The sequence below is a fragment of the Actinomycetota bacterium genome, assembly GCA_004297305.1.
In the GTDB taxonomy this organism is placed as follows: domain Bacteria; phylum Actinomycetota; class Actinomycetes; order S36-B12; family FW305-bin1; genus FW305-bin1.
Window position 1 is genome coordinate 563,685 of the sequence record SCTR01000006.1, and the last position, 25,459, is coordinate 589,143.

Genomic DNA, 25,459 nt, shown 5'->3' on the forward strand with positions numbered 1-25,459 from the left:
CGCCGGGCGGCGACCGCAAGAGAGTGCCGCGGGTCGCCGGGGAGGCGACCGCAAGAGAGGATGGCCGCATGACTCAGCCCACGTCGTCCGAGGTCCCCGACGGCCGGCGCCCGGACGCCGCCGGTCCCGTCGTCATCGGGCCGGACGGTCAGCCCGTGACCGCGGTGGCAACGGACGACGACGACGGCCAGGCCGGCCCGGCCGACCTCGTGGAGGAGCCGGCCAAGGTGCTGCGGATCGGCAGCATGATCAAGCAGTTGCTGGAGGAGGTACGGTCCGCGCCGCTGGACGAGGCCTCCCGGGCCCGGCTGAAGGAGATCCACGCCCGGTCCATCGCCGAGCTGGAAAGCGGTCTGGCGCCGGAACTGGTCGAGGAACTCGAGCGGCTCCAGCTGCCGTTCGGTGCCGACGACACCCCGAGCGAGGCGGAGCTGCGGATCGCGCAGGCCCAGCTGGTCGGCTGGCTGGAGGGTCTGTTCCACGGCATCCAGACCGTGCTCATGGCCCAGCAGTTCCAGGCCAGAGCACAGCTGGAGGAGATGCGGCGACGGGCGATCACCGGGGGGCCGGCAGGCATGCCGCCGGGAGTCGTCGTCCCCGAGCAGGCACCGCCCGGCCGCGGCTCCGGCCCGTACCTGTAGCCCGGGCCGATCCGAGCTCGGGCCCTGACCTGCAGCTGGGACCTGCCAGGCGGTCTCCGCCATCGCGGAGGCGGGCGTAGCTAAGGTGACCGCGTGCTCGATCCGCGCCTGCTCCGCGATGACCCCGAACGCATCGCGGACTCCCAGCGCCGCCGCGGGGAGGACGCCGAGGTCGTGGCCGTGCTGGTGGAGCTGGACCGGGTCCGGCGGCAGACCGCGACGGCGTACGACGAGCTGCGGGCCGCCCAGAAGCAGCTGAGCAAGCGGATCGGGCCGTTGCAAGGTGCCGTGCGCCGCGCCGGTGACGAGCCGTCGCGCCTGGCGGCGCAGGCCGAACTCGACCGACTGCTGGCCGAGGCGGCCGGGCTGGCCGATCAGGTGAAGCACGCCGAGCGCGCGGCGGACTCGGCGGCCGCCGCGGTGGAGCAGTCCTGGCGCGACGTGTCCAACCTCGTCGAGCCCGATGCTCCGGTCGGCGGCGAGGACGACTTCGCCCTCATCGAGCACGTCGGTACGCCGCGCGACTTCGCCGCCGAGGGTTTTGTCCCGCGTGACCATCTCGAACTCGGCGAGTTGCTGGGCGCCATCGATGTCGAGCGGGCCGCGAAGGTGTCCGGCTCGCGTTTCTACTACCTCACCGGGGTCGGCGCGCTGCTGGAGCTCGCCCTGGTCAATCTCGCGATGACGCGGGCGGTCGCCGCGGGTTTCGTCCCGGTGATCCCGCCGGTGCTGGTGTCTCCGAAAGCCATGGCGGGCACCGGATTCCTGGGCCAGGCCGCCGAGAACGTGTACCACCTCGAGGCCGACGACCTGTACTTGGTCGGTACGGCGGAGGTCCCCCTTGCGGCGTACCACAGCGACGAGATCCTCGACGCCGACACGCTGCCGCGGCGGTACGCCGGCTTCTCGCCGTGCTTCCGGCGCGAGGCCGGCTCGCACGGCAAGGACACCCGCGGCATCATCCGCGTGCACCAGTTCGACAAGGTCGAGATGTTCTCCTTCTGCGATCCGGCGGACGCACCGGCGGAGCACCGCCGGCTGCTGCAGTGGGAGAAGGAGTTCCTGGATCTGCTGGAGCTGCCCTACCGGGTGATCGACGTGGCGACCGGCGACCTGGGCGCGTCGGCGGCGCGCAAGTTCGACATCGAGGCCTGGATCCCGACCCAGGGTCGCTACCGCGAGGTCACGTCGGCGTCGAACTGCACGGATTTCCAGGCCCGGCGGCTGCAGATCCGGACCCGCGGCGGTGACGGATCGGTTCGCCCGCTGGCCACCCTCAACGGCACGTTGTGTGCGCTTCCCCGGACCATCGTGGCGATTCTGGAGAACCACCAGCTCGCCGATGGCTCGGTGGCGGTACCGGTTGCGCTGCAACCGTTCCTGGCCGGCCGGACGCTGCTCGAACCTGTCACGCGGTGAATCCGCCGTGGCAGCCGGGGTGGCGTCCGGCGTTGGTCGGGCTGGACGTCGACGGCACCGTCTTCGACGCAGGCCAGGTGGTGGGGCAGCGGCTGGCCGCCGCCGTCGAGCGTGCCGTCGCCGCCGGTGCCCACGTCCTGCCGGCGACCGGCCGGTCCTTGTCGACGACGGCGCCGGTCGCCGCGGCGCTGGGAGTCGAGGGCTGGGCGGTGTGTGCCAACGGTGCGGTGCTGGCCAGTCTCGATCCGCCCCAGGTGGTCGAGGCGGTGACCTTCGACCCGCGGCCGGTGCTGCAGCAGCTGCGCCCGGACCTGCCCGGCGCGCTGTTCGCCGTGGAGGACGCCGACGGCGTCTTTCGTTCCACCCGGCCGTTCCGGCCGGGCGCGCTCGGTGTCGGCGAGGCGGTGGTGACGCCGTACGAGCAGCTGCTGGACCTTGCGGCGATCCGCATCGTGGTCAACAGCGACGCCCACGTCGACACCGGTCTGGGCGAGGTGGCGGCCCGGTTCGGCATGCACTCGCTGCTGTTCGGCATCGCCGGCACCGCGTGGCTGGACATCGGGCCGCAGGGGGTGTCGAAGGCGTCGATGCTCGAGAGGCTCCGCAGGCACCTCGGCGTCGCTGCCGCCGACACCCTCGTGATCGGCGACGGCGACAACGACCTGGAGATGCTGCGGTGGGCCGCGGTCGGCGTGGCGATGGGTCACGCCGCCGCCCACGTCCAGGACGCCGCGGACTGGGTCACCGGCGAGACGCCGGGCGACGGTGCCGCCGAGGTGCTGGAGGCGTTGTTCGGTTGAGCTGGACCGCCGCGGCAGGAGCACCCCGGTGACGACGTCCGGCCGCATACCGGCGGATCCGGCTGTGGCAGTTCGTCTCTTCGCCACCGATCTGGACGGCACGTTGTTGCGCACCGACGGCACCCTCAGTGCTCGTACGGCGGCGGCCCTGGCCCGCGCGGCGGCCGCCGAGGTCGAGATCGTGGTCGTCACCGGCCGGCCACCGCGCTGGCTGGACGCGGTGCCCGGCGTGACCGGCAACCCGGGAATCGCCTTGTGCGCCAACGGCGCCGTGGAACTGGACCTCGCGACCGGCCGCATTCTGGCGGTACGACCACTGGCGAGCTCCGCTGTGGACGAGGCGATGGCCCGGCTGACGGCGCTCGGTCTGGCCTTCGTGTTCGACGTGGAAGAAGTCGACGGCCACGTCGTCAAGCTCCTGGCGCGTGGCGAACCCGGCGCAGCACCGGCCGATGCGGTGCTGCCGCGGGCCGCCGCGGCGCTGCGGGGGGTGGCGGAGGTGACGCATTCGGGGGGACCGGTGACGTTGCTGGAGTGCAGTGCCGGGGGCGTCACGAAGGGCACGGCGCTCGCCCGGCACGCGTCGGGTCGCGGCGTTCCGGCCGCGGCGGTGGCTGCGGTGGGAGACATGCCGAACGACGTCCCGATGCTGCAGTGGGCCGGCCGGTCCTACGCGGTGGCCAACGCCCATCCCGATGTGCTCGCCGTGGTCGACGAGGTGGTGCCCTCGCACGAGCAGGACGGGGTGGCCGTCGCGCTGGAGCAGCTGCTGGCCGGCCGGACCGCTTCTCTCAGTTCGGGCTCAGCGGATGCTCACCCGGGGTGATCTGGCGGCCACGGTGGAGTGATTCGTACCACTCGCCCGGCGTAACACCGTCCGTTGGGCGACGAGAATCTTTGCGCTGCGGCCCGATTGCTGCCTAGCCTCCCCGCCGTCGCTCGATGTCCGGTCCGCCACCGCGGGCCACGAGCGGCCCGCCGAATCGGCGACCGGGGGGGTCGCCGTACCGGGGAACCACGGTTACTGGGGCTAGTCCGCGTACGCGGTAGGGCGTCCTCTTGCCCGCGCCCGTCAGCTAACTCGGGAGGCGGCACAGAGGGAGTTCACGCGTGCCCCATGCCCGTCGCCGGGTTCTTCGCCGTACCCGTGTCCTGACCATCGCGTGCGGCCTGGCCACCTTGGCCGGCGGCGTCGCCACACTGAGCGCGACCGCTCCGGCGGCCTGGGCCGCCCCGAGTCCGGCCGCCGCGAAACCCGCTGCGGCCGCCACACCCGGCGCCGCGGTGCCCGTCCTGGCTGCGCTGCGCGCCGGCGCCACACCGCCGAGCGCCGGCAGCGCTGCGCGGGCGGCGTACGTGGCGCAGGTGCGGGCGCGGGTGGTCAAGGTGGCCAAGTCGAAGGCCGGCCGGGCCCGGTACGTCGCCGGGGCCAGCGGGCCGAACGCCTTCGACTGTTCCGGCTTTACCCGCTACGTGTGGCAAAAGGGCGGCGGACGCAGCCTCGTGCACTACTCGGTGGGGCAGTGGCGATCCCTGCCGCACGTCTCAGCGCGGCAGGCACGGCCGGGCGATCTGGTGTTCTTCCTTCGCGGCGGCGCGCACCACGTCGGGCTCTACATCGGCAAGGGCCGGATGGTGCACGCGGCCAACGCGCGTGCCGACGTACGGGTCGACCGGGTGCACGCGTCGTGGTTCGGCGCTCACTTCACCGGCTACGCCCGGGTGATCGCCGGCTGATCCACGGCGGTCACCCCGCCGGTCACCCCCGCCGGTGGTTCCCGGCTCGGATGCGCGACAGCCAGGCGGCGGCGTCGGTGTAGTCGTCGTCGGTGACACCGTGCCGCAGCAACGGTTCCTTGCCGTCGTGGCGCGCGTACGAACCGAGGAAACGGACCTCGGCGCATACCCGGCGTAGGCCCATCAGCGCTTCACCGACCCGGGCATCGTCGATGTGGCCTTCGCAGTCGACGGAGAAGTAGTAGTCGCCCAGCGCTTTGCGCGTGGGGCGCGATTCGATCCGGGTCAGGTTGACCCCGCGCACGGCGAACTCGGTGAGGATCGCCAGCAGGGCACCGGGATGGTCCTCGCGCATGAACAGCACCAGCGTGGTCTTGTCCGCCCCCGTGGCCGGTGGCAGCTCGCCGGGCTGGGCGACCAGGACGAAACGGGTCCAGGCCTCGTCGTTGTCGCCGATCCCGTCGGCCAGCGTGTCCAGCTGATACGTGCTGGCGGCCAACGGATCGGCGATGGCCGCCTCGAAGCCGGGATGGTCACCGGCGGCCAGGGCGGCCGCGGCAGCAGCGGTGGAGGCCGCCGGGATGGCGAGGGCTTCCGGAAGGTTCTCGGCCAGCCAGCCGCGGCACTGCGCCAGTGCGTGCGGATGGGTGGCGACGCCACGGACGTCGGCCAGGGTCGTCCCGGGACGGGCCATGAGCGCGAACCGCACCGGCAGCGCCCATTCGGCGATGATCACGACCGGGGCACCCTGGGCCAGTTCGTCCTGGGTGGTCGACACCGGTCCCTCGACGGAGTTCTCGATGGGCACCATGGCCGCGACGACCCGGCCGGCGCGGACCTCCTGCAACGCGGTGGTCACCGTCGCGCACGGGACGAACCGAGCGCCGGCCGCCTGCGGTACGGCGCGCAGCGCAGCCTCGGAGAACGTGCCGGCGGGCCCCAGATACGCGTACGCGGTCACGGAGCGGTCCGGCCCGAGCCGCGCAATGCGTACTGGATGGCCTGCTCCTCCTCCGGCGACAGCGGAGCCTCGGAGCCGCCCTTGACCACGCCCTTCATGTACATCCGGGTCTCGCTGCGGCCGTGGATCGAGGTCACGACCAGGCCGTCGGCGGCGTCGTCGAGCAGCGCGGCGCTGAACGACAGCCGGCCGCCGAGGTCACCGAAGGCGTCGTACCGCACGACCGAGACGTGCCGGATCGCGTCTCCGAGCTCGACGCGGGTCCGGTCGAGCAGGTCACCCAGCCGGCCCACTTCGGACCGCAGTGCGCCGACTTCGGCGGTCTTGCGGCTGACGGCAGCCAGGAACGACTCTGCGCCGTCACCGTCCAGCAGCACCGCGTAGTCCTGGCGCATCCGGCGGATCCGTCGCGCGGTGATCGCCAGCAGCAGGAGCGCAACGAGCCCGAGGACGACCCCGGCGACGGCCAACACATCACTGAGCCGGGGGTCGAGCGTCACCGGTGCAGCGTAGCCGCCGACTTCGGCTCGCCCACGCTGCCACGACGGCGCGGCAGGGCTGCGGCAGCGATTGGCCGACAGGACAACGGGATCGGGCCGAAGGCGATAGTCAACCTCGTTAGCGGCAACAAAAAGGTCCGGACGCCACCGACGGGGGATGCAGCGGCGTCCGGACGAGTTCCAACGTACGCCATCCCCGTGCTGGCCTCAACCCCGATCAACAGATTCGGGACGGTCTTTGGACAACGTTTAGGATGTGGCCGGATCGACGGGAGTTGGTGGGGCGGTAGCGCAGCGGCTGCCCGGGTCTCGGCCGGGGGCGAGGCCACGCAGATCACTCGTTCGGCCCCTGGTTTGCCGACGGTGCACGGCGGCGGTCCAGCTCCTCGCGCAACTGCCTCGGCCGGTTGGTGATAACCGCGTCGACGCCCAGCTCGACGCACAGCGCGAGATCGGCCGGGGTGTCCACGGTCCACACGTGGACGGCGTTGCCCTGAGCCTGAACCCGCTGCACGAAGTGGGGGTGCTTGCGGATCACCTCGATCGACGGGCCGGCGATCCGGGCGCCGTACGGCAATTCGCCGGCCCGGAAACGGATCGGTACCCGCAGCATGAGAAACACCCGCGGTATCCCGGGTGCCAGCAGCCGCAGCCGTCGCAGCGCCACTTCGCTGAAGGACATCAGCCGCACCGCGGACGACCCGTCGCGCGGCGGTCGCGCCAGTCCGTAGCGCGCCAGAGCGTGGACGACGGCCTGCTCGACGTAGCCGGCGTACCTGGTCGGGTGCTTGGTCTCGACGGCCAGCCGCACCGGTCGCGGCGCGTCGACGATCAAGCTCAGCAGGCCGTCGAGCGTGAGCACCCGGTGCCGCTCCTCGTCCAGCACGACCGGCCCGGCGGACCCCGCCCGCCGGGCGGTGAAGGCCAGCCGGCGCAGCTCGTCGAGCGTCTGGGTGGACACCGGGCCGCGCCCGTCGGACACCCGGTGGACCCGGCGGTCGTGGACGCAGACCAGGTGGCCGTCGGCGGTGAGCCGGACGTCGCATTCCAGCGCGTCGGCGCCGTCGGCGATCGCCTGCTCGTACGCGGCGAGCGTGTGCTCGGGGGCGTCGAGGCTCGCGCCGCGGTGCGCGACGATCTCGGGCAGGCCGTCGGCTCGGGCGGGGAGTACCCGCACCGGGACGCCGCTGGCCACGGCCAGCTTGGCCGGCCGGTCGCCGGGACGCCGCCGCCGGGCTGGCTGCGGCTGCCGGGTCCGGACCGGGAACACGGCAGGATGGTGCCACCGCGCCATGGCCGCTGCGTGGCGAGGGCACGGCTACCCGGTGAACGGCCGCGATCGACGGCAGCCGGACCGAGGCGGCCGACACCCGGAGAGGGCGGTGACGTGGTGAGCGCGGTGCCGCGGACCCTGCTGCGAGCGCTCGCCGACGCGGTGGGCCCCGGTCACGTCCTGACCGATCCGGACGCCGCTGCGCCCTACACCGTCGATTGGACGCGCCGGTTCGGCGGCCCGGCCGCCGCGGTCGTGCGCCCGGCGGCCACCGCGGAAGTCGTCGCCGTGGTGACGGCTTGTGCCGCAGCCGGTTTCCCGATCGTCGTGCAGGGCGGCAACACCGGTCTGGTCGGTGGCGGGGTGCCGCCGGCGGCCGCGGCGGGCCCGGCGCCGGTCGTCCTGGCGACCACGCGGCTGACCGAGATCGGTGAGGTCGACCCGCTCAGCGGGCAGGTCGCCGTCGGGGCGGGCGTCACCCTTGCCACGCTGCACCAGCACGCCCGCGACGCCGGCTGGTCGTACGGCGTGGACCTCGCCGCCCGCGACACCGCGACGGTCGGTGGGACCGTGGCGACCAACGCCGGTGGGGTGCGGGTCTGCGCGTACGGCATGACGCGCGCCCAGGTGACCGGACTGGCGGCGGTGCTGGCGGACGGTTCGACTGTGACCCACCTGGCCGGCCTTGCCAAGGACAACACCGGCTACGACCTCACCGGGCTGCTCGTCGGCTCCGAGGGCACGCTCGGGATCGTCACGACCGTCCGGCTGCGGCTGCACCGGCCGGCCGGTCCGAGCACGGTCGCGCTGATCGGTGCGTCGTCGTACGACGAGGCCCAGCAGTTGCTGGCCGGCTGCGTGCGGCCGGGCGTGCGACTGCTGGCCGCCGAGATCGTCGACGAGGTGGGACTCGAGCTGGTGCTGCGCACCGCCGGGCTGCCGCGACCGCTGGCCGCACGACACCGCCTGCTGCTGCTGGTCGAGGTCGCCGACGGCGCGACCGCGGACGGGCTGGAACTGCCGGACGACGTGGACGCCGTCGTGGCGACGGATGCCGCGGATCGGCTGCGGCTGTGGGCCTATCGAGAACGCCAGAGCGAAGCGTTCTCGACCCTCGGGGTGGTGCACAAACTCGACGTGTCGATCCCGCTCGCGTCGGTGCCGGACTGCACGGCGGCGATCGCCGAGCGGGTCCAGGCGACCACCGCCGTCACCACCTACGGGGTGTTCGGGCATCTGGCCGACGGCAACCTGCACCTGGAGGTCGTCGGCCCGGCGCCGGACGACGACGAGATCGACCGCGCGGTGTTCGGGATCGTCACCGCGTACGGCGGCAGCATCTCCGCCGAACACGGCATCGGCCGGGCCAAGGCGGCGTACCTGTCGATGACCCGTACGCCGCAGGAGATCTCGGCGATGCGCGCGATCAAGACGGCCCTGGATCCGGCCGGCTTGTTCAACCCCGGCGTGCTGCTCGCTTGACCCGGCTGAGCACCGGGACGCCGATCGCCACGGTGAGGACGGCGGCCACGACCGCCGAGAGGACCGACGCGGACAGCCAGCTCGGCGGCACGAAGCCGAGCGCGTCGCGCACGGCGGCCCAGCGATCGGCCCACCAGCTGACGGTGCCGGCACTGACCAGGTTGTACGCGGCGAAACCGACCAGCCATGGCAGCAGATACCAGGCGCGGCCGGGCTCGGGTGCTGCCGCCGAGTAGCCGGCGCCGGCCGCCGCGAACACCAGGCGGCGCACGACGAACCAGTCCACGACCAGCACGACCGCGAGCGGGATGAAGACCGCTCCGATGAGGAAGAGGAACGACTCGTAGGCGATCAGGTCCACCAGAAGCGCTGCGGCTGTGGCGATCACACCGACGATGACGGCGAGTATGCGGCGGTCCAGCCGCGGTGCGAGGTTCTGCACCGACATCGCGGTCGAATAGATGTTCGCGAACGCCTCGTCCACCTCGTCGGCCAGCAGGATCAGCAGGGCGATCGCCCCGGCGGGCAGCGCGAGGAGCGCCGGCACGAAGTCGGTGGGCGTGAACGCCTCTGCTGCACCGGAAAGCGACAGCACGGCGAGGATGCCCAGCAGGAAGTAGACGATGGAGGCGAGGCCGTACCCGACGAACGCCCCGGTGAAAGCGCCTCTGCCGGTGCGCGAATGGCGGGAGTAGTCCGCCGCCAGCGGGATCCAGGAGATCGGCAGCGCCACGACGATGTCGAAGGCAACCGGGAAGGCGGTCCAATCCCCCTCAGGAGCGCTCAGCTCGCCCGACCGCAGGACCCCGACGAACAGGACGACGGTGGCCACCGCGACCGCGGCGAGCAGGTAACGCCGTACCGCCTTGATCGCCCCGAGCGGCCACAGCGCCATCGCGGTGGCCAGCACCCCGGCGACCACGGCCCAGACCGGTCGCAGCGCATCGGAGGTCAGCCGGGTCGCCACCTCGGTCATCACCAGGACTTCCACGGCCGCCCAGCCCACGCATTGCACGATGTTGAGCACCGTCGGGGCGTAGGAGGCGCGCCGGCCGAGCAGGCCGCGCAGCAGCGCCATCGCGGGCGCACCGGTGCGCGCGCCGGGGACCGCGGCGGCGCCCAGCAGCGCGGCGCCGGCCACGCAGCCGACGACCACCGCGGTGATCGCGGCGGCCACCGACAGCCCGGGCAGACCCGCCACGGGTGCCAGCACGAAGACGGCGGCGGCCGGCAGCGTCAGGGTGATCCCGAGCGACGCCCACAAGGCCGCCTGGTCCAGCCAGCTGAGCGTGCCTCGCGGCGGTGAGGTGAGGTCCAGCTGCAGCGGCGCATCGACGGTGGCTGGGGACGGACGCACGGACGTACTCATCGGGCTCCCTACGCCGGCATTACCCGGACAGGTTCAGCGGTCGGCGGCGCGGTTGCCGCCCTCTCAGCCCGGATGCCCGAGCTCCCGCGGTGGTGGCGTCACCATAGCGCCACAGTCGATCTGCGCGGTCGAGCCGGTGTCCGGCCCGCGGCCGGCGTGACGGATCGGCGCCGCCGATCAGGACAGGACGCGTCCGACGATCGCGTCGACGGCGTCGTCCAGCGGGCCGTCGCCGTGCACGACGAGTTCCGGGTGCTGCGGGATCTCGTACGACTGACCGCGCCCGGTCATGTTGGGCAGGATGCCGGCGGCTGCCTTGGCGTACAGCCCCTTCGGGTCCCGCGCCGCGCACACCTCGACCGGGGTGTCGACGTACACCTCGAGGAAGTCGCCCTCGCCGAACAGGGCCCGCGCCGAGCGGCGGTCCGAGCCGTACGGCGAGACCACGGCCACGATGACGATGAGGCCGGCGTCGACCATGAGCCGGGACACCTCGCCGACCCGGCGGATGTTCTCCGCGCGGTCCTCGGAGGTGAAGCCGAGGTCCTTGTTCAGCCCGGTGCGGACGTTGTCGCCGTCCAGCACGTAGGTGTGCGCCCCGAGTGCGTGCAGCCGGGCCTCGACCGCGTCGGCAATCGTCGACTTGCCCGACCCCGGAAGTCCGGTGAGCCACACCGCCATCGGACGCTGGTTCTTCAGCACCGCGCGGGCCTGCCGGTCCACGTCGTAGCGGTGCGGGATGACGTTGAAGGACCGGCGCAGCGCGTGCCGGACCATGCCCGCGGCCACCGTGTCCGAGGTGAGCCGGTCGACCAGCAGGAAGCCGCCGGTCTCCCGGCACACGGCGTACGCATCCAGCGGCACCGGGGAGTCCGTGGCGATCTCCACCCGGCCGATGTCGTTGGTCTCCAGGTGTCGCGCGGCGTCCTCGTGACCGGTCACCACGTCGAGCCGGTGACGCAGATTGGTGACGACCGCCGGCACCGTCAACGGCCCGGCGACCAGCAGGTACGACCGCCCGTGCGCCAACGGCTGCTCGCCGAACCAGACCACGTCGGCGGCGAACCGGTCCGCCGGCGACGGGACCGCGCCGGGTGCGACCAGCAGGTCGCCGCGGGTGATGTCGACCTCGGTGTCGGTGGTGATCGTGACGGCCTGGCCGGCATGGGCGGCGTCCTGGTCGCCGTCGAAGGTGGTGATCCGGGTGACCGAGCACGACACGCCGCTGCCGGCGACGACGACCTTGTCCCCGTTGCGCAGCACACCGGCCGCCACGGTGCCGGCGTACCCGCGGAAGTTGTCCTCGGCCCGCACGACGTACTGCACCGGGAAGCGCAGCGGCGCCTCCTCGTCCGGGACCACCGGTGTCCACGCCGACAGGGCACCCAGCACGGTCGGGCCGCTGTACCACGGGGTCTGGCCGGAGCCGCTGGTGACGTTGTCGCCGGTCATCGCGCTGACCGGTACGGCGGTGACCCGGCTGATGCCGAGCCGGCCGGCCGCGGCGGCGAGGTCGGTCGAGATCTCCTCGAACACCTCGGCGCGGTAGTCGACGGCGTCCATCTTGTTGACCGCCACGACGACGCTGGACACCCCCATCAGCGCGCAGACGGTCAGGTGCCGGTGGGTCTGTGGTCGTACGCCGCGGGCCGCGTCGACCAACAGGATCGCGACGTCGGCGGTGGAGGCGGCCACGGCCATGTTGCGGGTGTACTGCTCGTGCCCTGGCGCGTCGGCGATGATCACCCGGCGGCCGTCGGGAAGTTCCATGTGGCGGTAGGCGACGTCGATGGTGATGCCCTGCTCGCGTTCGGCTTCCAGGCCGTCGGTGAGCAGCGAGTAGTCGATGTCGCCGACCGGGATGGTGGAGCCGCCTCGCCGCGTCCGGCGGGCGTAGTCCAGCTGGTCTTCCGGGACGCTGCGGGTCTCGGCCAGCAGCCGGCCGATGAGCGTGGACTTGCCGTCATCGACCGACCCGCACGCCACGAGGCGCACGACGGCGTGGACGGGTGGGGCGACGGTCACGGCAGAGCAGTCTACGGATCCACGGCGCCCCCGCCGCCGCGCGTCAGAAGTACCCCTCGGCCTTCTTGGCCTCCATCGAGCCGCCGCCCTCGCCGTCGATCAGCCGGCCGGCGCGCTCGGACAGGTTCGACACGAGCATCTCGTCGATCAGGGTGTCGATGTCGGCCGCGGTGGATTCCACCGCGCCGGTGAGCGGGTAGCAGCCGAGGGTGCGGAAGCGCACCGAGCGCAGCTGCGGCGTCTCACCGTCCTGCAACGGGAACCGGTCGTCGTCGACCATGATCAAGGTGCCGTCACGCTCGACCACGGGGCGCTGGGCGGCGAAGTACAGCGCCGGCAACTCGATGCGCTCGCGCCGGATGTAGCGCCAGATGTCCAGCTCGGTCCAGTTCGACAGCGGGAACGCCCGCATGGTCTGCCCCTCGCCGAGCACGGCGTTGGTGGTCCGCCAGAACTCCGGCCGCTGCCGGCGCGGCTCCCACCGGTGGCCCGGCTCGCGCAGCGAGAAGATCCGCTCCTTGGCCCGCGACCGCTCCTCGTCGCGGCGGGCGCCGCCGATGGCGCAGTCGAACTGGCCGGCGTCGAGGCCCTGGCGCAGCGCCACCGTCTTCATCAGCCGGGTGTACTCGTGCGCGCCGTGGGTGAACGGGGAGACGCCTTCGGCGATCGCTTCCTCGTTGCGGGCGACCCGCAGGTCCAGCCCGTAGCGGGCGACCACCTCGTTGCGGAACCGGATCATCTCCGCGAACTTCCAGGTGGTGTCGATGTGCAGCAACGGGAACGGCACCGTCGCCGGGTAGAAGGCCTTGCGGCACAGGTGAAGCAGGACCGAGGAATCCTTGCCGATGGAGTACATGAGGACCGGCCGGCGGAAGGCGGCGGCGACCTCGCGGATGACGTGCAGCGCTTCGTCCTCGAGCGCGTTGAGGACGTCGTCGTGGTGGTCGGCGGGTCGGACGGCGGCGGTCGCGGTGGTCATGGGCGGTCCTCGAGTCGGTCCGTACGGCGGCGCCCACGGTACCTGCCGGCCGGCCCAGGCCGACCCCGGCCCAAGCGGAGCAAGGCTCCGGGTATACCAATGCCGAGACGCGCGACGAGGACGGTGGCGGTGACGCAGACGGTCGAGCAGTCCCGGTCGGGCGGGTCGGTCCGGCTGTTCGCGCTGCTGTTCGGCCTGTCGCTGGGCCCGCTCACCTACGCGCTGCTGACCACCGCGGTGATCCCGGTGATTCCGCAGTTGAGCGCCCACTACGACGTCCTGCCGGGGACGGCGAACCTGGTGGTCACCGTGGCGCTAATCGCCGGGGCGGTCGCCACGCCGCTGCTGGGGCGGCTCGGTGACCTGTTCGGCAGGCGGCAGATGCTGCTGCTCAGCCTGGTGCTGCTGCTGGCCGGCTGCCTGCTGGCCGCCGTCAGTACGAGCTTCCCGATGCTGCTGGTGGCCCGCTTCCTGCAGGGCCCCGGCTGCGCCTCGGTCCCGCTCGGCCTGGCGGTCATCGCCGACCTGGTCCCGCCTCGGCGGCTGAACTACGGCATCGGGGTGGCCAGCGTCACCTACGCCGTGGGCGCCGGCGCCGGGTTCATCCTCGGCGGCGTCGTCGCCACGCTCACCGACGACGTGCACGCGGTCTTCTGGGTGCTGACCGCGGCCGCCGCTGTGGCGCTGGTGGTCAGCTGGAAGATCACCCCGGTCTCGCCGCCGAAGCCGACCGCGAAGGTGGACCTGCTCGGCGGCGTCCTGTTGACCGTGGGGCTGACCGGCTCGCTGCTCGCGCTCGCGGAGGGCGGGCACTGGGGATGGACGTCGGCGACCACCGTGGTCTGCACGGTGGGTGGGGTGGCCTGCCTGGCGTTGTGGATCGTGCACGGCTTCCGCGCGGCAGATCCGCTGGTCGACATGCACGTCTTCTTCAGCCGGCCGGTGCTGGTGACCAACGTCGCGACGCTGCTGCTGGGCGCCGCGCAGTTCGTCATCATGCTGTCGATCGTCGTGGTGGGCCGGGCCGATCCGGCGACCGCCGGCTACGGGCTGGGACTGGCCGTGCTGCCCGCGTCGCTGCTGCTGCTGCCACCCACCATCGCCCAGGCCAGCGGCTCGGCGTTCCTGCCGGCGTTCGTCCGCCGGTTCAGCCTGTACACGGCGCTGGTGGTGGGGTCGGCACTGTCCGGTGCCGGACTGCTGCTGGTGTCGGTCGCCAACCGGACCATGGTCGGTCTGCTGCTGGCCGCTGCGGTGTCCTGCGTCGGCTTCGGATTCGCCGTGACCGCGTCGCCGGCGTACGTCGTCAGCGTGGTCGAACCGTCGCAGCGCGGCATCACGACGGGCATGAACTTCATCTGCCGCACCGGAGGCCAGGCGATCGGGACCGCCGGCATCGCGGCGCTGATCACCGCGACGACCCCGCTGGGGTCGTCGACGCCGAGCATCCTGGCGTACGAGATCGCGCTGCGGGTGGTCGGCGTCGGCGGCCTGCTGTCGGCCGTACTGCTGCTGGTGGCGCGTCCCGACCGGCCCCGGCGGGTGGCGCCGGCCGCCGGCGTACGGCAACGGACGTAGCGAGCCGGCGTACGGCGACCGACGTAGCGCGCCTTGGTGCTGTCAGCCGTCCAGGGGACGTAGCGGCCGGTGCGCCGGACCGTGCCTGACGGTGCCGTCCGGGGCGAACCGGGAGCCGTGGCACGGGCAGTCCCACGACTCTTCCGCGTCGTTCCACCGCACGAGGCATCGCAGGTGAGTGCAGCGTGCGTCGAGACGGTGTTCGACGCCCTCGCGATCCCGGCACACCGCGACCGGGACCATCCCGTCGCGCCGGACCTCACCCTGACCCGGTGACAGGGCCGTGCCACGCCGGGTGAACAGCCGGGCGGCGTCCACGACCAGACTGACTGCGGCGTCGACGTTGAGTCGCGCGGTCGCCAGCGGTGCCCGGCGCAGCACACTGCGCCGCGAGTCCAGCACCGGCCAGCGGCGCTGTTCACCGACGATCCGGCGGCACAACTCCTCGGCGGCCGCAGCGCCGGCCGCCCAGCCCCAGGCCCCGAAGCCGGTGGCCATCAACACGGTGTCGCAGAAGGGATGCAGCGGCCCGACCAGCGGCGGGCCGTCGGGAGTGAAGGCGTCCTGGGTGGACCACTGGTGGGTGACGTCGACGTCGAAGTTGCGTTCGGCCCACACCCGGAGCCGGTGCTGCTGCGCCGTACCGTTGCCGTGTCCGGTCGCGTGGCCCGGACCGACCGCGATGACGACGCGCCGGCCGTCGTCATCGACGTCCGGGCGGGTCGACCAGCCGTGGCTGACGTCGTAGCCGGCCCCCACCGCGATCTCGCTGTGCCCGGCCAATGCGTAGTGGCGTCGTTGCTGGACGCGGGCGAACGTCAGCCCGCGGTCCAGGACCGGGATGTGGGTCGCGATCACCACATGCCGGGCCGCGACGTCGCCGGCCGACGTGCGCACCAGATTCGGCTCGCCCTCGGTCACTGCGTGCACGGTCGTGAACTCATGGACGTGCGCGCCGAGCGCCGCCGCGGCGGCGACGAGCGCCCGCAGGTATCGCACCGGGTCGAGCAGCAGCTGGTCGTCATAGCGAACCGTCGCGGCGACGGGGAATGGCAACGACGCGTCGTGGACCTCGCGGGCATCCAGGCCCAGGCGTTGGGCCAGGCCGGCCAGTTGTCGCAACTCGGCTACGCCGTCCGGCGTCGTCGTCCAGAGGTCGTGCGGAGCGAACACCGCACCGCAGTCGAAGGTCACCGCGTGTTCGGCGACGTTGAGGAGGCCAGTACGGACGGCGTCGGCGTACTGGCCCGCGCCGGCTTCCCCTGCGCTGCGGGCGATCTGCCGGAGCCGCAGGCCGTCCCCGACGGTGACTTTGACCGTCGCCTGCCCGCTGACACCAGTGCCGACGACGCCCGCATCCAGCAGCAGGACCGATAGCCCCCGACGGGCCAGCAGCTGGGCGGTCGTGGCTCCGACGATGCCGGCACCGGCCACGACGACGTCGTACGAGCTGCCGTGCAACTCCTGATTCTCGGTCCGGGGCACGCCGCTACCCGGGCCGTCGCCGGGCCCACCGCGCTCGGGGTCGGCACTGCGCGCGCTGTCGCTGTCGGCGCCCCCGGAAGGTGCTGGCGAAGCCGGGCGGTGGGCGTCGTGCCGAGCCCACCAGGACGTGCCGTACGGCGCCTGGTCAGTTGTCATGCTGGCCGGTACCCGCTGCCGATGACCGCAAACCGAGCCACCCGGCGCTGTCGTCTCCTGCCGCGCCGTCGTGTCCGGCCGGCCTGGCGTCGTCGCCCGTACCGTTGTGGGGTCGTTTTCCTACCGGCAACGTCGGAACGGTGGGGTGTCGCACGGCGCGGGGTCCGTTTCTAGGCGAGGCCGGGCGGGTAGTCCGGGGCGGGTGGTGCTGCGTGGCGCCGGAACAGCGTGCGAACGAGGCCACCGCGCGGACAGCGCCAGGGCGACTGGACCGAGGACGAGGTGAGCGACGTGGCCGAAACCGAGCGCGGGGCCGACAACGAGCGCGGCGCCTCAATCGAGGACTTGGCCGAGCACGTGAGCGCCCTGGCGCAGGAGCGCCAACTGCGGCTGGGTACGGCGGAATCGGTGACCGCTGGCGCCGTCGCGCACGCGCTGTGCGCCGCCCCGGCGGCGTCGCAGTGGTTCCGCGGCGGGATCGTGGCTTACTCGACCGAGGTGAAGCAGGACCTGCTCGGAGTGCCGCCTTGCCCGGTCATCTCCCGCGAATGTGCCGAACAGATGGCCGTTGGCGCCCGCGCTCTGCTCGGCGCGGATCTGGTGGTCGCGACGACCGGCGTTGGCGGACCTGACGCCGTGGAGGGCCAGCCGGCCGGGACGGTCTGGGTCGCGGTGGCCGGCCGCGGTGAGCCGGTCGCCGTGGTCCACCATTTCTCGGGGGACCCCGCGCAGGTGCTGGTCTCGGCGACTGCCGCCGCGCTGCACTTCGTGCTCGACCGGCTCCGGCCGACCGAGCTGACAGGGGCGATGGCGAGTGGGGGGCCTGCGGCCCAGTGAGACTGGGCACCCGCATTGCGGCCGCGGCGCTGACGTCGGGGGTGCTCGTCACCACAGCAGCCTGCGGTGCCACGGCCCGCGGCTCCGACGGGTACACGCGGGAGGCAGGCGCGTACGCCGCTGCGGGCGGCTCGGCGGCCGCCTCCGGCGCACTGAGTGCCCGGTTGTGGCTGCGGGACTTGGCCTTCACCCGGTACACCGACGTCGCAGTGACCAGTTCGGAGGACGACCTCGCCACGGTTCACGACAGCTTCGCTGCCATCCAGCCGCCCACCGAAGCGGACGTGGCGACGTACGACGCGCTCGACGCGCTGTTAGCGGACGCCGGCGACGCACTGACCGGGTTGCGAATCGCGTTGCGGCAGGGGCGGTCTGAGGAGGTTGCCGCCGCCGCTGAACAGCTGGCCGGCAGTGCCGAGGAATTGCAGGACTTCGCCGAGGACCGTTCGTGAAGCGCGTTCTCGGCCTGGCGCTGGGGATCCTCACCGCCATCGGCGGGTTCGTCGACATCGGGGACATCGTGACCAGTGCGCTGGTCGGCGCCCGGTTCGGCGTCGCGCTGGCCTGGGCGGTCGTGGTCGGCGTGGTCGGCATCTGCTTGTTCGCCGAGATGTCCGGCCGCGTCGCGGCGGTGTCCGGCAGGGCCACTTTCGATCTGGTACGAGAGCGCCTCGGCCCCCGCGCCGGTGCGGCGAATCTCGTCGGTTCGCTGCTGGTCACCGGCCTCACGCTGTCGGCCGAGATCGGCGGCATCGCGCTGGCGCTGCAGCTGGCCTCGGACGTGCACTACCTGCTGTGGGTTCCGGTGGCAGCCCTGGCCGTGTCGGCAGTCCTGTGGCGAGTGCGCTTCTCGGTCATGGAGAACGTGTTCGGCCTGCTCGGGTTGACCACGATCGTGTTCGCCGTCGCCGTCTGGCAACTCGGCCCGGATTGGGGAGCCCTGATCGGTGACGCACTGCGTCCGGTTGTGCCAGAAGGCGAATCGACCGCGACCTACCTGTACTACGCCGTGGCCCTGTTCGGCGCGGCCATGACGCCGTACGAGGTGTTCTTCTTCTCCTCCGGCGGCGTCGAGGAGCGGTGGACCACCAAGGACCTGCGCACGATGCGCGCCAACGTGTTACTCGGTTTCCCGTTGGGCGGCCTCCTGTCGTTGTCGATCATGGCGTGCGCGGCCATCGTGCTCCTGCCGGCGGGCATCGAGGTCGACTCGCTCGGCCAGGCCGCCCTGCCCGTGGCGCTCGCCCTCGGCAAAATCGGCCTGGCGCTGGCGATCGTCGCGTTCTTCGCGACGACGTTCGGCGCGGCACTGGAGACCGCGCTGTCGGTGGGTTACGCCACCGCGCAGTTCTTCGGCTGGCAGTGGGGAAAGTACGTCGAGCAGTCCCGGGCCGCCCGCTTCCACCTGGTCGTCCTGCTGGCCGTCCTGGCGGGAACGGCCATCGTGCTGACCACCGTCGATCCGATCCTGGTGACGGAGTATTCAGTCGTGTTCTCCGCGGTCGCGCTGCCCCTGACGTACTTCCCGATCCTGGTGATCGCCAACGACCGCGACTACATGGGACAGCACATCAACGGCAGGATCCGAAACGCCGTGGCGACCGGCTACCTGCTGCTGATCGGCGCGGTTGCGCTCCTGACGATTCCGTTGATGATCGTCACGCGGGGCGGGCAATGATGGCCGGAGAGCAGCGATGACCACCCCACCACCGCCGACGACTCCGCCACCGATGACTCCACCGCCGGCGGCTCCAGCGCCGGCGACGCCGCCACCGATGATGACGCCGCCCTTGGGGCCGCAGACGATTGATCTGGCGCTGCGACTGCTCGACCGCCAGCTCATCGACGTCGACGGTCAGCTGGTGGGGAAGGTCGACGATGTCGAGCTGATCGAGACCGCCGACGGATGGCAGGTCGATGCTTTCCTGCTGGGTCCAGCCGCGCTCGGTGCTCGTGTCGGTGGCCGGTGGGGAGCCACCATGATCGGGCTGCACCGGCGGTTGCGTGGGACGGACGAGGGGGTTCCGCCCCGCATCGCGTTCCGCCACGTGGCGCGGATCGACAGCGCGATCGAGCTTGCCGTCAGTGCGCGGGAGCTGGATATCAACGCCAGCGAGTCGTGGGTGTACGAGCACCTGATCCGCCGGATCCCGGGGGGCCGCCGTGCGGGCCAGTGACCTCCTCGGCCGGGAGGTCCGGGCGAGCGACGGCGCGCTGCTCGGCCGGGTCCACGACGTGCGGCTCGTCGTGGGCCCCGGCGGCACCGCGCCGCTGCGGCTGACGTCGTTGATCGTCGGGCCACGCCGGAGTTTCATCCGGCTCGGTTACGAGCGACGCGCGCAGCAGGGCCCGTGGCTGCTGCGCGTCCTCGCCGGATACTGGCTGCGAGACACCCGGATCGTGCCGTGGACGGCGGTACACACCGACGGCGAGCGGCTGGTCGTGACGGGCGACCCCGCGTCGATGCTCATCCGGTCGATGCGCGAGCGGAAGCCGCGCTGACGTCCAGCGGCCAATGGGTCGTCGCCGAATGGCGGCGCCGCGACGACCGATCCGCCGGTCAGTACGCGCCGTGGCCGGTCAGCACGACCTTCATCGTCTTGGCGATGATGACCAGGTCGAGCGCCGGCGACCACTGTTCGACGTACGACAGGTCGAGGTGCATCCGCTCGTCCCAGGTCGTCTGCTTGCGACCGTTGATCTGCCACAGCCCGGTCAGGCCCGGCTTGGTCAGGTGGCGACGATGGTGGTCGGTCTCCAGCAGCGACATCTCGTCGGGCAGCATTGGCCGTGGCCCCACGATGCTCATCGAGCCGCCGAGGACGTTGAACAGCTGCGGCAACTCGTCCAGCGACCACCGCCGCAGGAAGCGCCCGACGCCGGTGATCCGCGGATCGGTGCGATAGCGGTCGGGCATCGAGGCGTCGGGGGTGCCGAGGACCTCGGCGCGCAGCCGGTCCGCGCCGGTGACCATCGAGCGGAACTTCCAGCAGCGGAAGAGCTTCCCCTTCCGGCCGACGCGGTACTGCGTGTAGAAGACGCCACCGCGGCTGGTCAGCCCGACGAGCAGCGCGATCACGAGCAGCACAGGCGACAGCAGGACCAGCGCCAGGGCGGCCAGGGTCCGGTCGAACGCACCCTTCAGGAACCGTTGCGGCCGGGTGAGCCGGGGTTCGTCCAGGTGGATCAGCGGCAGCCCGGCCGCTGGCCGGACCGACAAGCGGGGCCCGGCGAAGTCGGTGAAGCCCGGCGCGACCATCAGATCGATCCGCGGTCCCTCCAGTGTCCACGCCAGCCGCCGCAGGACATCGGGCGTCACGGTCTCGCAGCGGCCGACCGCGACTGCGTCCACCCGCTCGCGGTAGAGATGGTCGGCCAAGGCGTCCAGCCACAGGTCGACACCGGCGGCACTGCTCGGCGGATCGATCTCGGAGACCACGCGGAAGCCGGCCGCCCGATCGGCGTCGAAGTTCGTCCGCATGTCGAACGTCTGGTGCGGTGTGCCGATGAGCAGCGTCCGGTACAGGTAGCGGCCATCTCCGCGCCGGCCGCGTAGCCACCGGCGGGCCGACAGTCGCCCCGCCACCGAGGCCAGCAAGCCGAGGGGGATCGAGATGACGACGAACGCCCGGGACACCTCGGTGTCGAACAGGAAGGACAGCGACGCCACCGTGCCGAAGGTGAGCAACGCAGCACCGACGACGCGCTTGTGCTCCTCGGTGCCGGTCCCGATCGACCTCGCGTCGTAGGCGCCGCGCCAGGCCAACACGCAGATCCAGACGATGGCCAAGAGCAAAGCCGTTGCGACATACAGGGTATCGGGCCTGGCGACGCCGTCGCCGATGCTGAAGCGCAGGACGTAGGCGAGTGCCGCGGACCCGACGATGGCAACCAGGTCGAGGACGAGGCAAACCCGTTGGTAGGCAAGCAAAGGCGAACGGCGGCGCGCCTTGGCCGTGAGGTGCTCCTGGCCAGACCCACTGCTCGGCTCGGCTGCCGATCCCGCCCTCGTGGCAGGCATGACGGACCGCCACGACGCGATCTCCGTCTCCCACGAGATCCGGTCCACTGACATCTCGACCCCCAATCACCGGCGATGCGACCGTAGCAGCGCAGCACACCGCCGCGACGAAGAATCGAAGTCTCGCAAGTGTTTACGCGCCCGGCATCTTGTCGACAGCGACCCGTATCCGGACGCCTACACCCATTTGGTCGAGTGCCGGCGTCCGCTGAGGAGTGCAAATGTGTCCGGTAGGTAAACAACCCGCGATGAATGGGCGCATCTGGGCATTTGAGGTGTTGCGAGGCCTGCGCGACCCGCTACGGTTTCCGGCATGACATGGGGGTCACCTCGAAAGCGCATCGCCATCGGCGCGGCTACGGCTGTCGCCGCAGTCGGGCTTATCGCCACTCCGGCGTACGCCTACCCGCCCGGTCAGAACATGACCGTCTCCGTGAGTGACCCGGTGGTGAAGCCGGGCACGGTCATCACGGCGACGGCCACGCACGTCCAGCCGGGCTGCAAGGTCTACGGCACCATCGCAGGTCCCGGTTGGTCCAGTCGGCAATCCACGGTGCTGTATGCCGCCGACGGCACCGCGAGCATCAGCTTCGCGGCGCCGAGCAAGCCGGGCTTCTACCGGATCACAGCGATCTCGTTCGGCAAGGGCTGTGTCCGGGAGTACGACGCCACCTACCTGGTGGTGACGAAGCCGCGCGCTCACATCCCGCCGAAGTGGTGGCATGGCAAGCCGTGGCAGGGCAGCGTGAGCAACTTCCCGAAGAACTCCGCGGTCACCTTCACCGTGTACTCCGGAGACAAGGCGGTCGGCAGTACCACCAAGACCACCGATGGTTCTGGCGCTGCCTCCTTCGTCAGCACCATCAACAGCAAGGGCTCCTACCGGGTGGTCGCCACCTGCGGTGAGGTCTCCGAGACCAGCACCGTCACGATCGCCTGAGCCGCACGATCACTGAGCGACAGCTCGACACGAAGGCTCCCGCCGCCGACAGGTAGCGGGGGCCTTCGTGTCGTCTGCGGGAGCGGCCGGCGACGGCCGGAGATCTCTGGGGGAGAGCAGGCATGGATACCGAGTCCCGGTACGACTGGAATCAGGTCGCCGAAACCCCGTCGCACGCCTATCTGGCACCGGCGGCACGTGACGCGGTCGACCGGATCCGCCCGAGTCGTGTCTTGGACTTGGGATGTGGCGACGGTCGCCTGACAGCGCGGCTGGTCGCGGCTGGTCGTGACGTCGTCGGCGTCGACTTCTCCGCCACGGGGATCGCGCGGGCGCGATTGGAACACCCCGAGGCGAGCTTTGCCGTCCACGCGCTGGACGACCCGCTTCCGAGCGAGCTGCGCGACTCGTTCGAGTTGGTGACGGCGATCGAGGTCATCGAGCACATGCTGCTGCCCCGGCATCTGTTCGCTCGAGCAGACGAGGCATTGCAGCGCGGTGGCCGGCTCCTGGTGACCACGCCCTACCACGGCTATTGGAAGAACCTCGCGCTGTCCGTCACGAACAAGTGGGACTCCCACCACACGGTGGGCTGGGACTACGGGCACATCAAGTTCTTCTCCCGGGCGACGTTGGCTGCCATGGCCGCGGAGTGCGGCTTCCGTCTGGTCGCGTTCGCCCGGGTCGGCAGGATCCCCCCGATCGCGGCGTCCATGGTGGCGCTGTTCGAGCGGACGTCACCCGAGGTGTGAGGTCCGCGCCGCGGGGTATCGCTGTGCTGGCTGCACCGTCAGGAGCGCCGGAGCAGCTGTGAACCATAAGGAAGGTGCAGTGATGCCCGACAGCGACAGAGCAGCGGTGCCCGGCGCGACGGAGAGCACCGTGGCCGCCGGGACGTTCGGCGCTGAGCGCGGTGTCGACGTCGACCAACAGCGAGCGGTCGAGCCTGACGAGCTCGAGCCGGCGGCGTTGGCGGATCGCTCGGAGCGGGATCGAGCCCGATGGCTGGCCGAGCACAGCACACCTCCTGGCGAGCACGACGGCGACCCTGCCGCGCACGACCTGCATGCTCGGCAGATGGCCGCCGACGCCAGCCGTGGCCTGGTGGAGTCCGGCGAGTAGCCGCGATCGGGCAGCGTCGATCGCCCGCCGAGCGATGGCCGCGGCGGTGCCGCGGCACGACGATGACGGCAGGACTGCTACGGCACGACGATGTCGGGAGTTGCTCCGGGCGGCGCTGTCGCATCGCACGGCGGCCCGTCGACGACCTTGACCTCGACCGGGTTCGCCATCGGCTGGGCGACAACGACCGGAGCGGCGTCGGCCACGGTCGGCTCGGTGAAGGTGAAGACGAGCTGCCGGCTCTGGCCACGATTGAGTTCGACGTCGACCCGCCAGACCGGGTGTCCTCGTTCCAGTCCGGTGCGGACCGGGACGACGGCACCGTCCAACGTCGCGGCCTGCACTTCGGCGCCGACGGGCCCGTAGACGCTGGCGAGGACGACGGTCGAGCCGGTCCCGGTGACTCCCTTGCGGTCGCTTCGTACGTCGACGTACGCGGGCAACCCGGTCGGCGCCTTGTCCGCCAGCGTCAGACTGGCCGTGGAGACCTGTTCGGTGGCTTCGCATCGCCCGGCGCCGTAGGCCAGCGAGGCGGTGACGTAGGCGTCCATCTTGTTGCCGCCGCCGTTGTTCAGGGCAGTCGCGAGGAACGGTCCTGGCGCGTCGGGCAGGACTCCACCGACGCGGTACGTCGCGAGTTCACTCTGCTCGGCCGGGTTGGCGCTCCACGCCAGGATGCGACCCTGCTCGCCTGCCGGCCCGAGTGCCTTGACGAACGCTGGCAGATCGAGCTTGCCGGACAACAGCTTGTCGAACGTGGCCTGCAGCAGGGCGACGGTGACGGCGTCCTTGGTCGCGACATCGGGGAAGCGAGAGTAGATGTCCTTGGTGAAGAACGCCGCAGCGTTCGTCGCGTCGACCGTGGTGCCGCGGGCACTCACCGGTCCGGTCCCGGCGATAAGCGCGGCGACGGCTTGCGAGTCGAGGGCGAGGACTCCGTCGATCGGGACGCCGCGGTCGGCCATGCCCTTGACCGCCAGTTGTGCGGTGTAAGGGAAGTGCGCACTGAGGTTGAGCGACAGCCACTCCGACGCGTCCGCACCCCAGAGCTCCCGGAATTCTTCGGGCATCCCGTCGAGGGGGATCCGGTCGGAGGTCAGGGCGTTGTTCGGTGCCGCCGTCTGCAGGGTCAGCTTGCCCTTGTCCGCGGTGAGCAGCGCGTACGCGCCGACCAGTCCTCCGGTACCGCGAGCTTCGGCGGTGTTCTGCAGCAGCACGAGCCAATGTCGCGGGGTGGTGTCGCCAAGCAGGCCTGGCATGAGCGCCGTGGCATCGCCAGCTGTGCGCAGCGTCGCCCCAAGTCCGGGCAGCAGCTCCTTGCCCTTGCGCACCGCGGCGGCCAGGTCCGATTGCAGCCCAGCCGGATCCAGGCCGTCGAGGTCGGCTGCCGCCGTATCGGTCGCTGCGGCTACCCGCTGCAGGATCGGGGTGACCTGGGCGAGCGCCTGCAGGTTCAGTGCGCCGTCAGGGCCTCGTAGCGCCTCCGGTCGCAACGACGGCAGGACCGTCTCGGCACCGGCTGCGGCCTGACCGATGGTGTCGGCAGCCGTCGCCAAGGAGCGCGCGGCACCGACCTGCGTGCCGATGACGGGCACCTTCTCGGCGAGCCACCACAGCGGCCCGCCGGTCGAGGACCGCAGTCCCGCAGCGGTCTCGCGCATCGTCACGACGTCAGTGGCCAGGGCTTCCAGGTCGAGAGCCCGTGCGTCCGACTGCGTCTGGTCGATCTGGGTCTGCAGGTCTTTCGCCTGCTGTGAGGCTCGATACGCGGTGTACCCGAACCAGCCGAGGATGATCAAGACGGCCACGACGACCGCGCCCAGCACCCACGGCCAGCGTCGCGGGCGTACGTAGTCGGGGCGATACTCCTCGGGAGTGTCGGCGACCGGTGGCAACGCGGTCTGTTCAGGCATGGGATCCGGCGTCGCAGCCCCAGGCGTTGGTGTCGGCACAGGCGTTGGTGCTGGACAAGGATTCCCTCCCCGGCCGCGCGTGTCGTGGACTCGAAGCGTGTCGTGGACTCAAACCGCTTGGACGCTAGCAGCGACCGCGGCATCGGCTCGCGCGATTGCGGCAGGTTGTCCGCTGAGCGGGTGACCACGTCCGGCGAGATCGGCGGACCGGCCGTACGGCA

General features: G+C 71.6%; 24 protein-coding genes and 1 riboswitch. Of the genes, 15 read left to right on the forward strand and 9 right to left on the reverse strand.

The features are described from left to right. The first annotated feature begins 68 nt into the window (after positions 1-68). The 5 genes from EPO13_05520 (at position 69) to EPO13_05540 (ending at position 4,597) form a co-directional block, all read left to right on the forward strand. A complete protein-coding gene (locus EPO13_05520) occupies positions 69-641 on the forward strand; it encodes a bacterial proteasome activator family protein (GenBank protein ID TAK70391.1) in 573 nt (190 codons plus the stop codon). A gap of 93 nt (positions 642-734) precedes the next feature. Continuing rightward, entirely contained in the window at positions 735-2,060 is a 1,326-nt protein-coding gene (locus tag EPO13_05525) for a serine--tRNA ligase (GenBank protein TAK70392.1), read from the forward strand. Beyond that, complete coding sequence (locus tag EPO13_05530; protein TAK70393.1) at positions 2,057-2,860, forward strand: HAD family phosphatase; 804 nt, start codon at positions 2,057-2,059, stop codon at positions 2,858-2,860. The genes EPO13_05525 and EPO13_05530 overlap by 4 nt, the downstream gene beginning before the upstream one ends. 28 nt (positions 2,861-2,888) lie before the next feature. Continuing rightward, positions 2,889-3,686 carry a hydrolase gene (locus EPO13_05535; protein ID TAK70394.1) on the forward strand — a complete coding sequence of 266 codons (798 nt, stop codon included), beginning with the start codon at positions 2,889-2,891 and terminating at the stop codon, positions 3,684-3,686. A 284-nt stretch (positions 3,687-3,970) separates the two neighbouring features. Next, positions 3,971-4,597, forward strand: coding sequence for an NlpC/P60 family protein (locus EPO13_05540; protein ID TAK70395.1), 627 nt, complete (start codon positions 3,971-3,973; stop codon positions 4,595-4,597). Positions 4,598-4,619: 22 nt separating this feature from the next. On the opposite strand, the gene pheA is transcribed toward EPO13_05540, so the two are convergent. The 3 genes from pheA to EPO13_05555 form a co-directional block, all read right to left on the reverse strand. Further along, complete coding sequence (pheA, locus tag EPO13_05545) at positions 4,620-5,558, reverse strand: prephenate dehydratase (GenBank protein ID TAK70396.1); 939 nt, start codon at positions 5,556-5,558, stop codon at positions 4,620-4,622. Beyond that, positions 5,555-6,028, reverse strand: coding sequence for a DUF4446 family protein (locus EPO13_05550; protein TAK70491.1), 474 nt, complete (start codon positions 6,026-6,028; stop codon positions 5,555-5,557). The genes pheA and EPO13_05550 overlap by 4 nt, the downstream gene beginning before the upstream one ends. A gap of 364 nt (positions 6,029-6,392) precedes the next feature. After that, positions 6,393-7,352 carry a glycerophosphodiester phosphodiesterase gene (locus EPO13_05555; GenBank protein TAK70397.1) on the reverse strand — a complete coding sequence of 320 codons (960 nt, stop codon included), beginning with the start codon at positions 7,350-7,352 and terminating at the stop codon, positions 6,393-6,395. Here EPO13_05555 and EPO13_05560 point away from each other — a divergent pair. Further along, positions 7,335-8,813 (forward strand): FAD-binding oxidoreductase, encoded by a 1,479-nt coding sequence (locus EPO13_05560; GenBank protein TAK70398.1) that lies wholly within the window; start codon positions 7,335-7,337, stop codon positions 8,811-8,813. The two genes, EPO13_05555 and EPO13_05560, sit on opposite strands and share 18 nt — an antisense overlap. Here EPO13_05560 and EPO13_05565 read toward each other — a convergent pair. The 3 genes from EPO13_05565 to cysD form a co-directional block, all read right to left on the reverse strand. Then, positions 8,788-10,182, reverse strand: coding sequence for a hypothetical protein (locus EPO13_05565; GenBank protein ID TAK70399.1), 1,395 nt, complete (start codon positions 10,180-10,182; stop codon positions 8,788-8,790). The genes EPO13_05560 and EPO13_05565 overlap by 26 nt on opposite strands. Then, positions 10,171-10,280: riboswitch (TPP riboswitch) on the reverse strand. It overlaps the preceding gene by 12 nt. Before the next feature lie 79 nt (positions 10,281-10,359). After that, complete coding sequence (gene cysC / locus EPO13_05570) at positions 10,360-12,207, reverse strand: adenylyl-sulfate kinase (GenBank protein TAK70400.1); 1,848 nt, start codon at positions 12,205-12,207, stop codon at positions 10,360-10,362. Positions 12,208-12,250: 43 nt separating this feature from the next. Continuing rightward, on the reverse strand, positions 12,251-13,186 hold the full coding sequence (gene cysD / locus EPO13_05575) for a sulfate adenylyltransferase subunit CysD (GenBank protein ID TAK70401.1): 936 nt from the start codon (positions 13,184-13,186) through the stop codon (positions 12,251-12,253). 99 nt (positions 13,187-13,285) lie between these two features. Between cysD and EPO13_05580 the strand changes: the two genes are divergently transcribed. Next, positions 13,286-14,764, forward strand: a complete 1,479-nt coding sequence (locus EPO13_05580) for an MFS transporter (protein TAK70402.1) — start codon at positions 13,286-13,288, stop codon at positions 14,762-14,764. Positions 14,765-14,806: 42 nt separating this feature from the next. On the opposite strand, the gene EPO13_05585 is transcribed toward EPO13_05580, so the two are convergent. Next, a complete protein-coding gene (locus tag EPO13_05585) occupies positions 14,807-16,405 on the reverse strand; it encodes an FAD-dependent oxidoreductase (GenBank protein ID TAK70403.1) in 1,599 nt (532 codons plus the stop codon). 336 nt (positions 16,406-16,741) lie between these two features. On the opposite strand from EPO13_05585, the gene EPO13_05590 reads away from it, so the two are divergent. The 5 genes from EPO13_05590 to EPO13_05610 are packed head-to-tail and all read left to right on the forward strand — an operon-like array spanning position 16,742 to position 19,744. Further along, the gene (locus EPO13_05590; GenBank protein TAK70492.1) at positions 16,742-17,242 is read left to right on the forward strand and encodes a CinA family protein; all 501 of its coding nucleotides are present in this window, start codon (positions 16,742-16,744) and stop codon (positions 17,240-17,242) included. Further along, the gene (locus EPO13_05595; GenBank protein TAK70404.1) at positions 17,239-17,694 is read left to right on the forward strand and encodes a hypothetical protein; all 456 of its coding nucleotides are present in this window, start codon (positions 17,239-17,241) and stop codon (positions 17,692-17,694) included. The genes EPO13_05590 and EPO13_05595 overlap by 4 nt, the downstream gene beginning before the upstream one ends. Further along, positions 17,691-18,920 carry a hypothetical protein gene (locus EPO13_05600; protein ID TAK70405.1) on the forward strand — a complete coding sequence of 410 codons (1,230 nt, stop codon included), beginning with the start codon at positions 17,691-17,693 and terminating at the stop codon, positions 18,918-18,920. The genes EPO13_05595 and EPO13_05600 overlap by 4 nt, the downstream gene beginning before the upstream one ends. A 16-nt stretch (positions 18,921-18,936) precedes the next feature. Continuing rightward, positions 18,937-19,419, forward strand: coding sequence for a hypothetical protein (locus EPO13_05605; GenBank protein ID TAK70406.1), 483 nt, complete (start codon positions 18,937-18,939; stop codon positions 19,417-19,419). After that, the gene (locus tag EPO13_05610) at positions 19,406-19,744 is read left to right on the forward strand and encodes a PRC-barrel domain containing protein (protein ID TAK70407.1); all 339 of its coding nucleotides are present in this window, start codon (positions 19,406-19,408) and stop codon (positions 19,742-19,744) included. Before EPO13_05605 ends, EPO13_05610 begins: the two co-directional genes overlap by 14 nt. Positions 19,745-19,802: 58 nt before the next feature. Here the strand turns inward: EPO13_05610 and EPO13_05615 are convergent, their stop codons facing one another. Beyond that, positions 19,803-21,317: a sugar transferase gene (locus EPO13_05615; protein TAK70408.1), complete on the reverse strand. Its 1,515-nt coding sequence runs from the start codon at positions 21,315-21,317 to the stop codon at positions 19,803-19,805. Between the two features lie 259 nt (positions 21,318-21,576). On the opposite strand from EPO13_05615, the gene EPO13_05620 reads away from it, so the two are divergent. The 3 genes from EPO13_05620 to EPO13_05630 all read left to right on the forward strand — a co-directional run bounded on the left by EPO13_05620 (position 21,577) and on the right by EPO13_05630 (position 23,325). Then, positions 21,577-22,203 carry a hypothetical protein gene (locus tag EPO13_05620; GenBank protein TAK70409.1) on the forward strand — a complete coding sequence of 209 codons (627 nt, stop codon included), beginning with the start codon at positions 21,577-21,579 and terminating at the stop codon, positions 22,201-22,203. 122 nt (positions 22,204-22,325) lie between these two features. Next, on the forward strand, positions 22,326-22,955 hold the full coding sequence (locus tag EPO13_05625) for a class I SAM-dependent methyltransferase (GenBank protein TAK70410.1): 630 nt from the start codon (positions 22,326-22,328) through the stop codon (positions 22,953-22,955). Positions 22,956-23,037: 82 nt separating this feature from the next. Further along, complete coding sequence (locus EPO13_05630; GenBank protein TAK70411.1) at positions 23,038-23,325, forward strand: hypothetical protein; 288 nt, start codon at positions 23,038-23,040, stop codon at positions 23,323-23,325. A 77-nt stretch (positions 23,326-23,402) separates the two neighbouring features. On the opposite strand, the gene EPO13_05635 is transcribed toward EPO13_05630, so the two are convergent. Beyond that, positions 23,403-25,238, reverse strand: a complete 1,836-nt coding sequence (locus tag EPO13_05635; GenBank protein ID TAK70412.1) for a DUF4012 domain-containing protein — start codon at positions 25,236-25,238, stop codon at positions 23,403-23,405. Positions 25,239-25,459: the final 221 nt, after the last annotated feature.

Excerpts from the sequence above, each read along its gene's own strand:
- EPO13_05555 (TAK70397.1), bottom strand. The coding sequence starts at position 7,352 with ATGGCGCGGTGGCACCATCCTGCCGTGTTCCCGGTCCGGACCCGGCAG.
- EPO13_05630 (TAK70411.1), top strand. The coding sequence starts at position 23,038 with ATGCCCGACAGCGACAGAGCAGCGGTGCCCGGCGCGACGGAGAGCACC.
- EPO13_05520 (TAK70391.1), top strand. The coding sequence starts at position 69 with ATGACTCAGCCCACGTCGTCCGAGGTCCCCGACGGCCGGCGCCCGGAC.
- EPO13_05635 (TAK70412.1), bottom strand. The coding sequence starts at position 25,238 with ATGCCTGAACAGACCGCGTTGCCACCGGTCGCCGACACTCCCGAGGAG.
- EPO13_05565 (TAK70399.1), bottom strand. The coding sequence starts at position 10,182 with ATGAGTACGTCCGTGCGTCCGTCCCCAGCCACCGTCGATGCGCCGCTG.
- EPO13_05605 (TAK70406.1), top strand. The coding sequence starts at position 18,937 with ATGACCACCCCACCACCGCCGACGACTCCGCCACCGATGACTCCACCG.
- EPO13_05585 (TAK70403.1), bottom strand. The coding sequence starts at position 16,405 with ATGACAACTGACCAGGCGCCGTACGGCACGTCCTGGTGGGCTCGGCAC.
- EPO13_05560 (TAK70398.1), top strand. The coding sequence starts at position 7,335 with ATGGTGCCACCGCGCCATGGCCGCTGCGTGGCGAGGGCACGGCTACCC.
- cysD (TAK70401.1), bottom strand. The coding sequence starts at position 13,186 with ATGACCACCGCGACCGCCGCCGTCCGACCCGCCGACCACCACGACGAC.
- EPO13_05625 (TAK70410.1), top strand. The coding sequence starts at position 22,326 with ATGGATACCGAGTCCCGGTACGACTGGAATCAGGTCGCCGAAACCCCG.
- EPO13_05580 (TAK70402.1), top strand. The coding sequence starts at position 13,286 with ATGCCGAGACGCGCGACGAGGACGGTGGCGGTGACGCAGACGGTCGAG.
- EPO13_05620 (TAK70409.1), top strand. The coding sequence starts at position 21,577 with ATGACATGGGGGTCACCTCGAAAGCGCATCGCCATCGGCGCGGCTACG.
- EPO13_05615 (TAK70408.1), bottom strand. The coding sequence starts at position 21,317 with ATGTCAGTGGACCGGATCTCGTGGGAGACGGAGATCGCGTCGTGGCGG.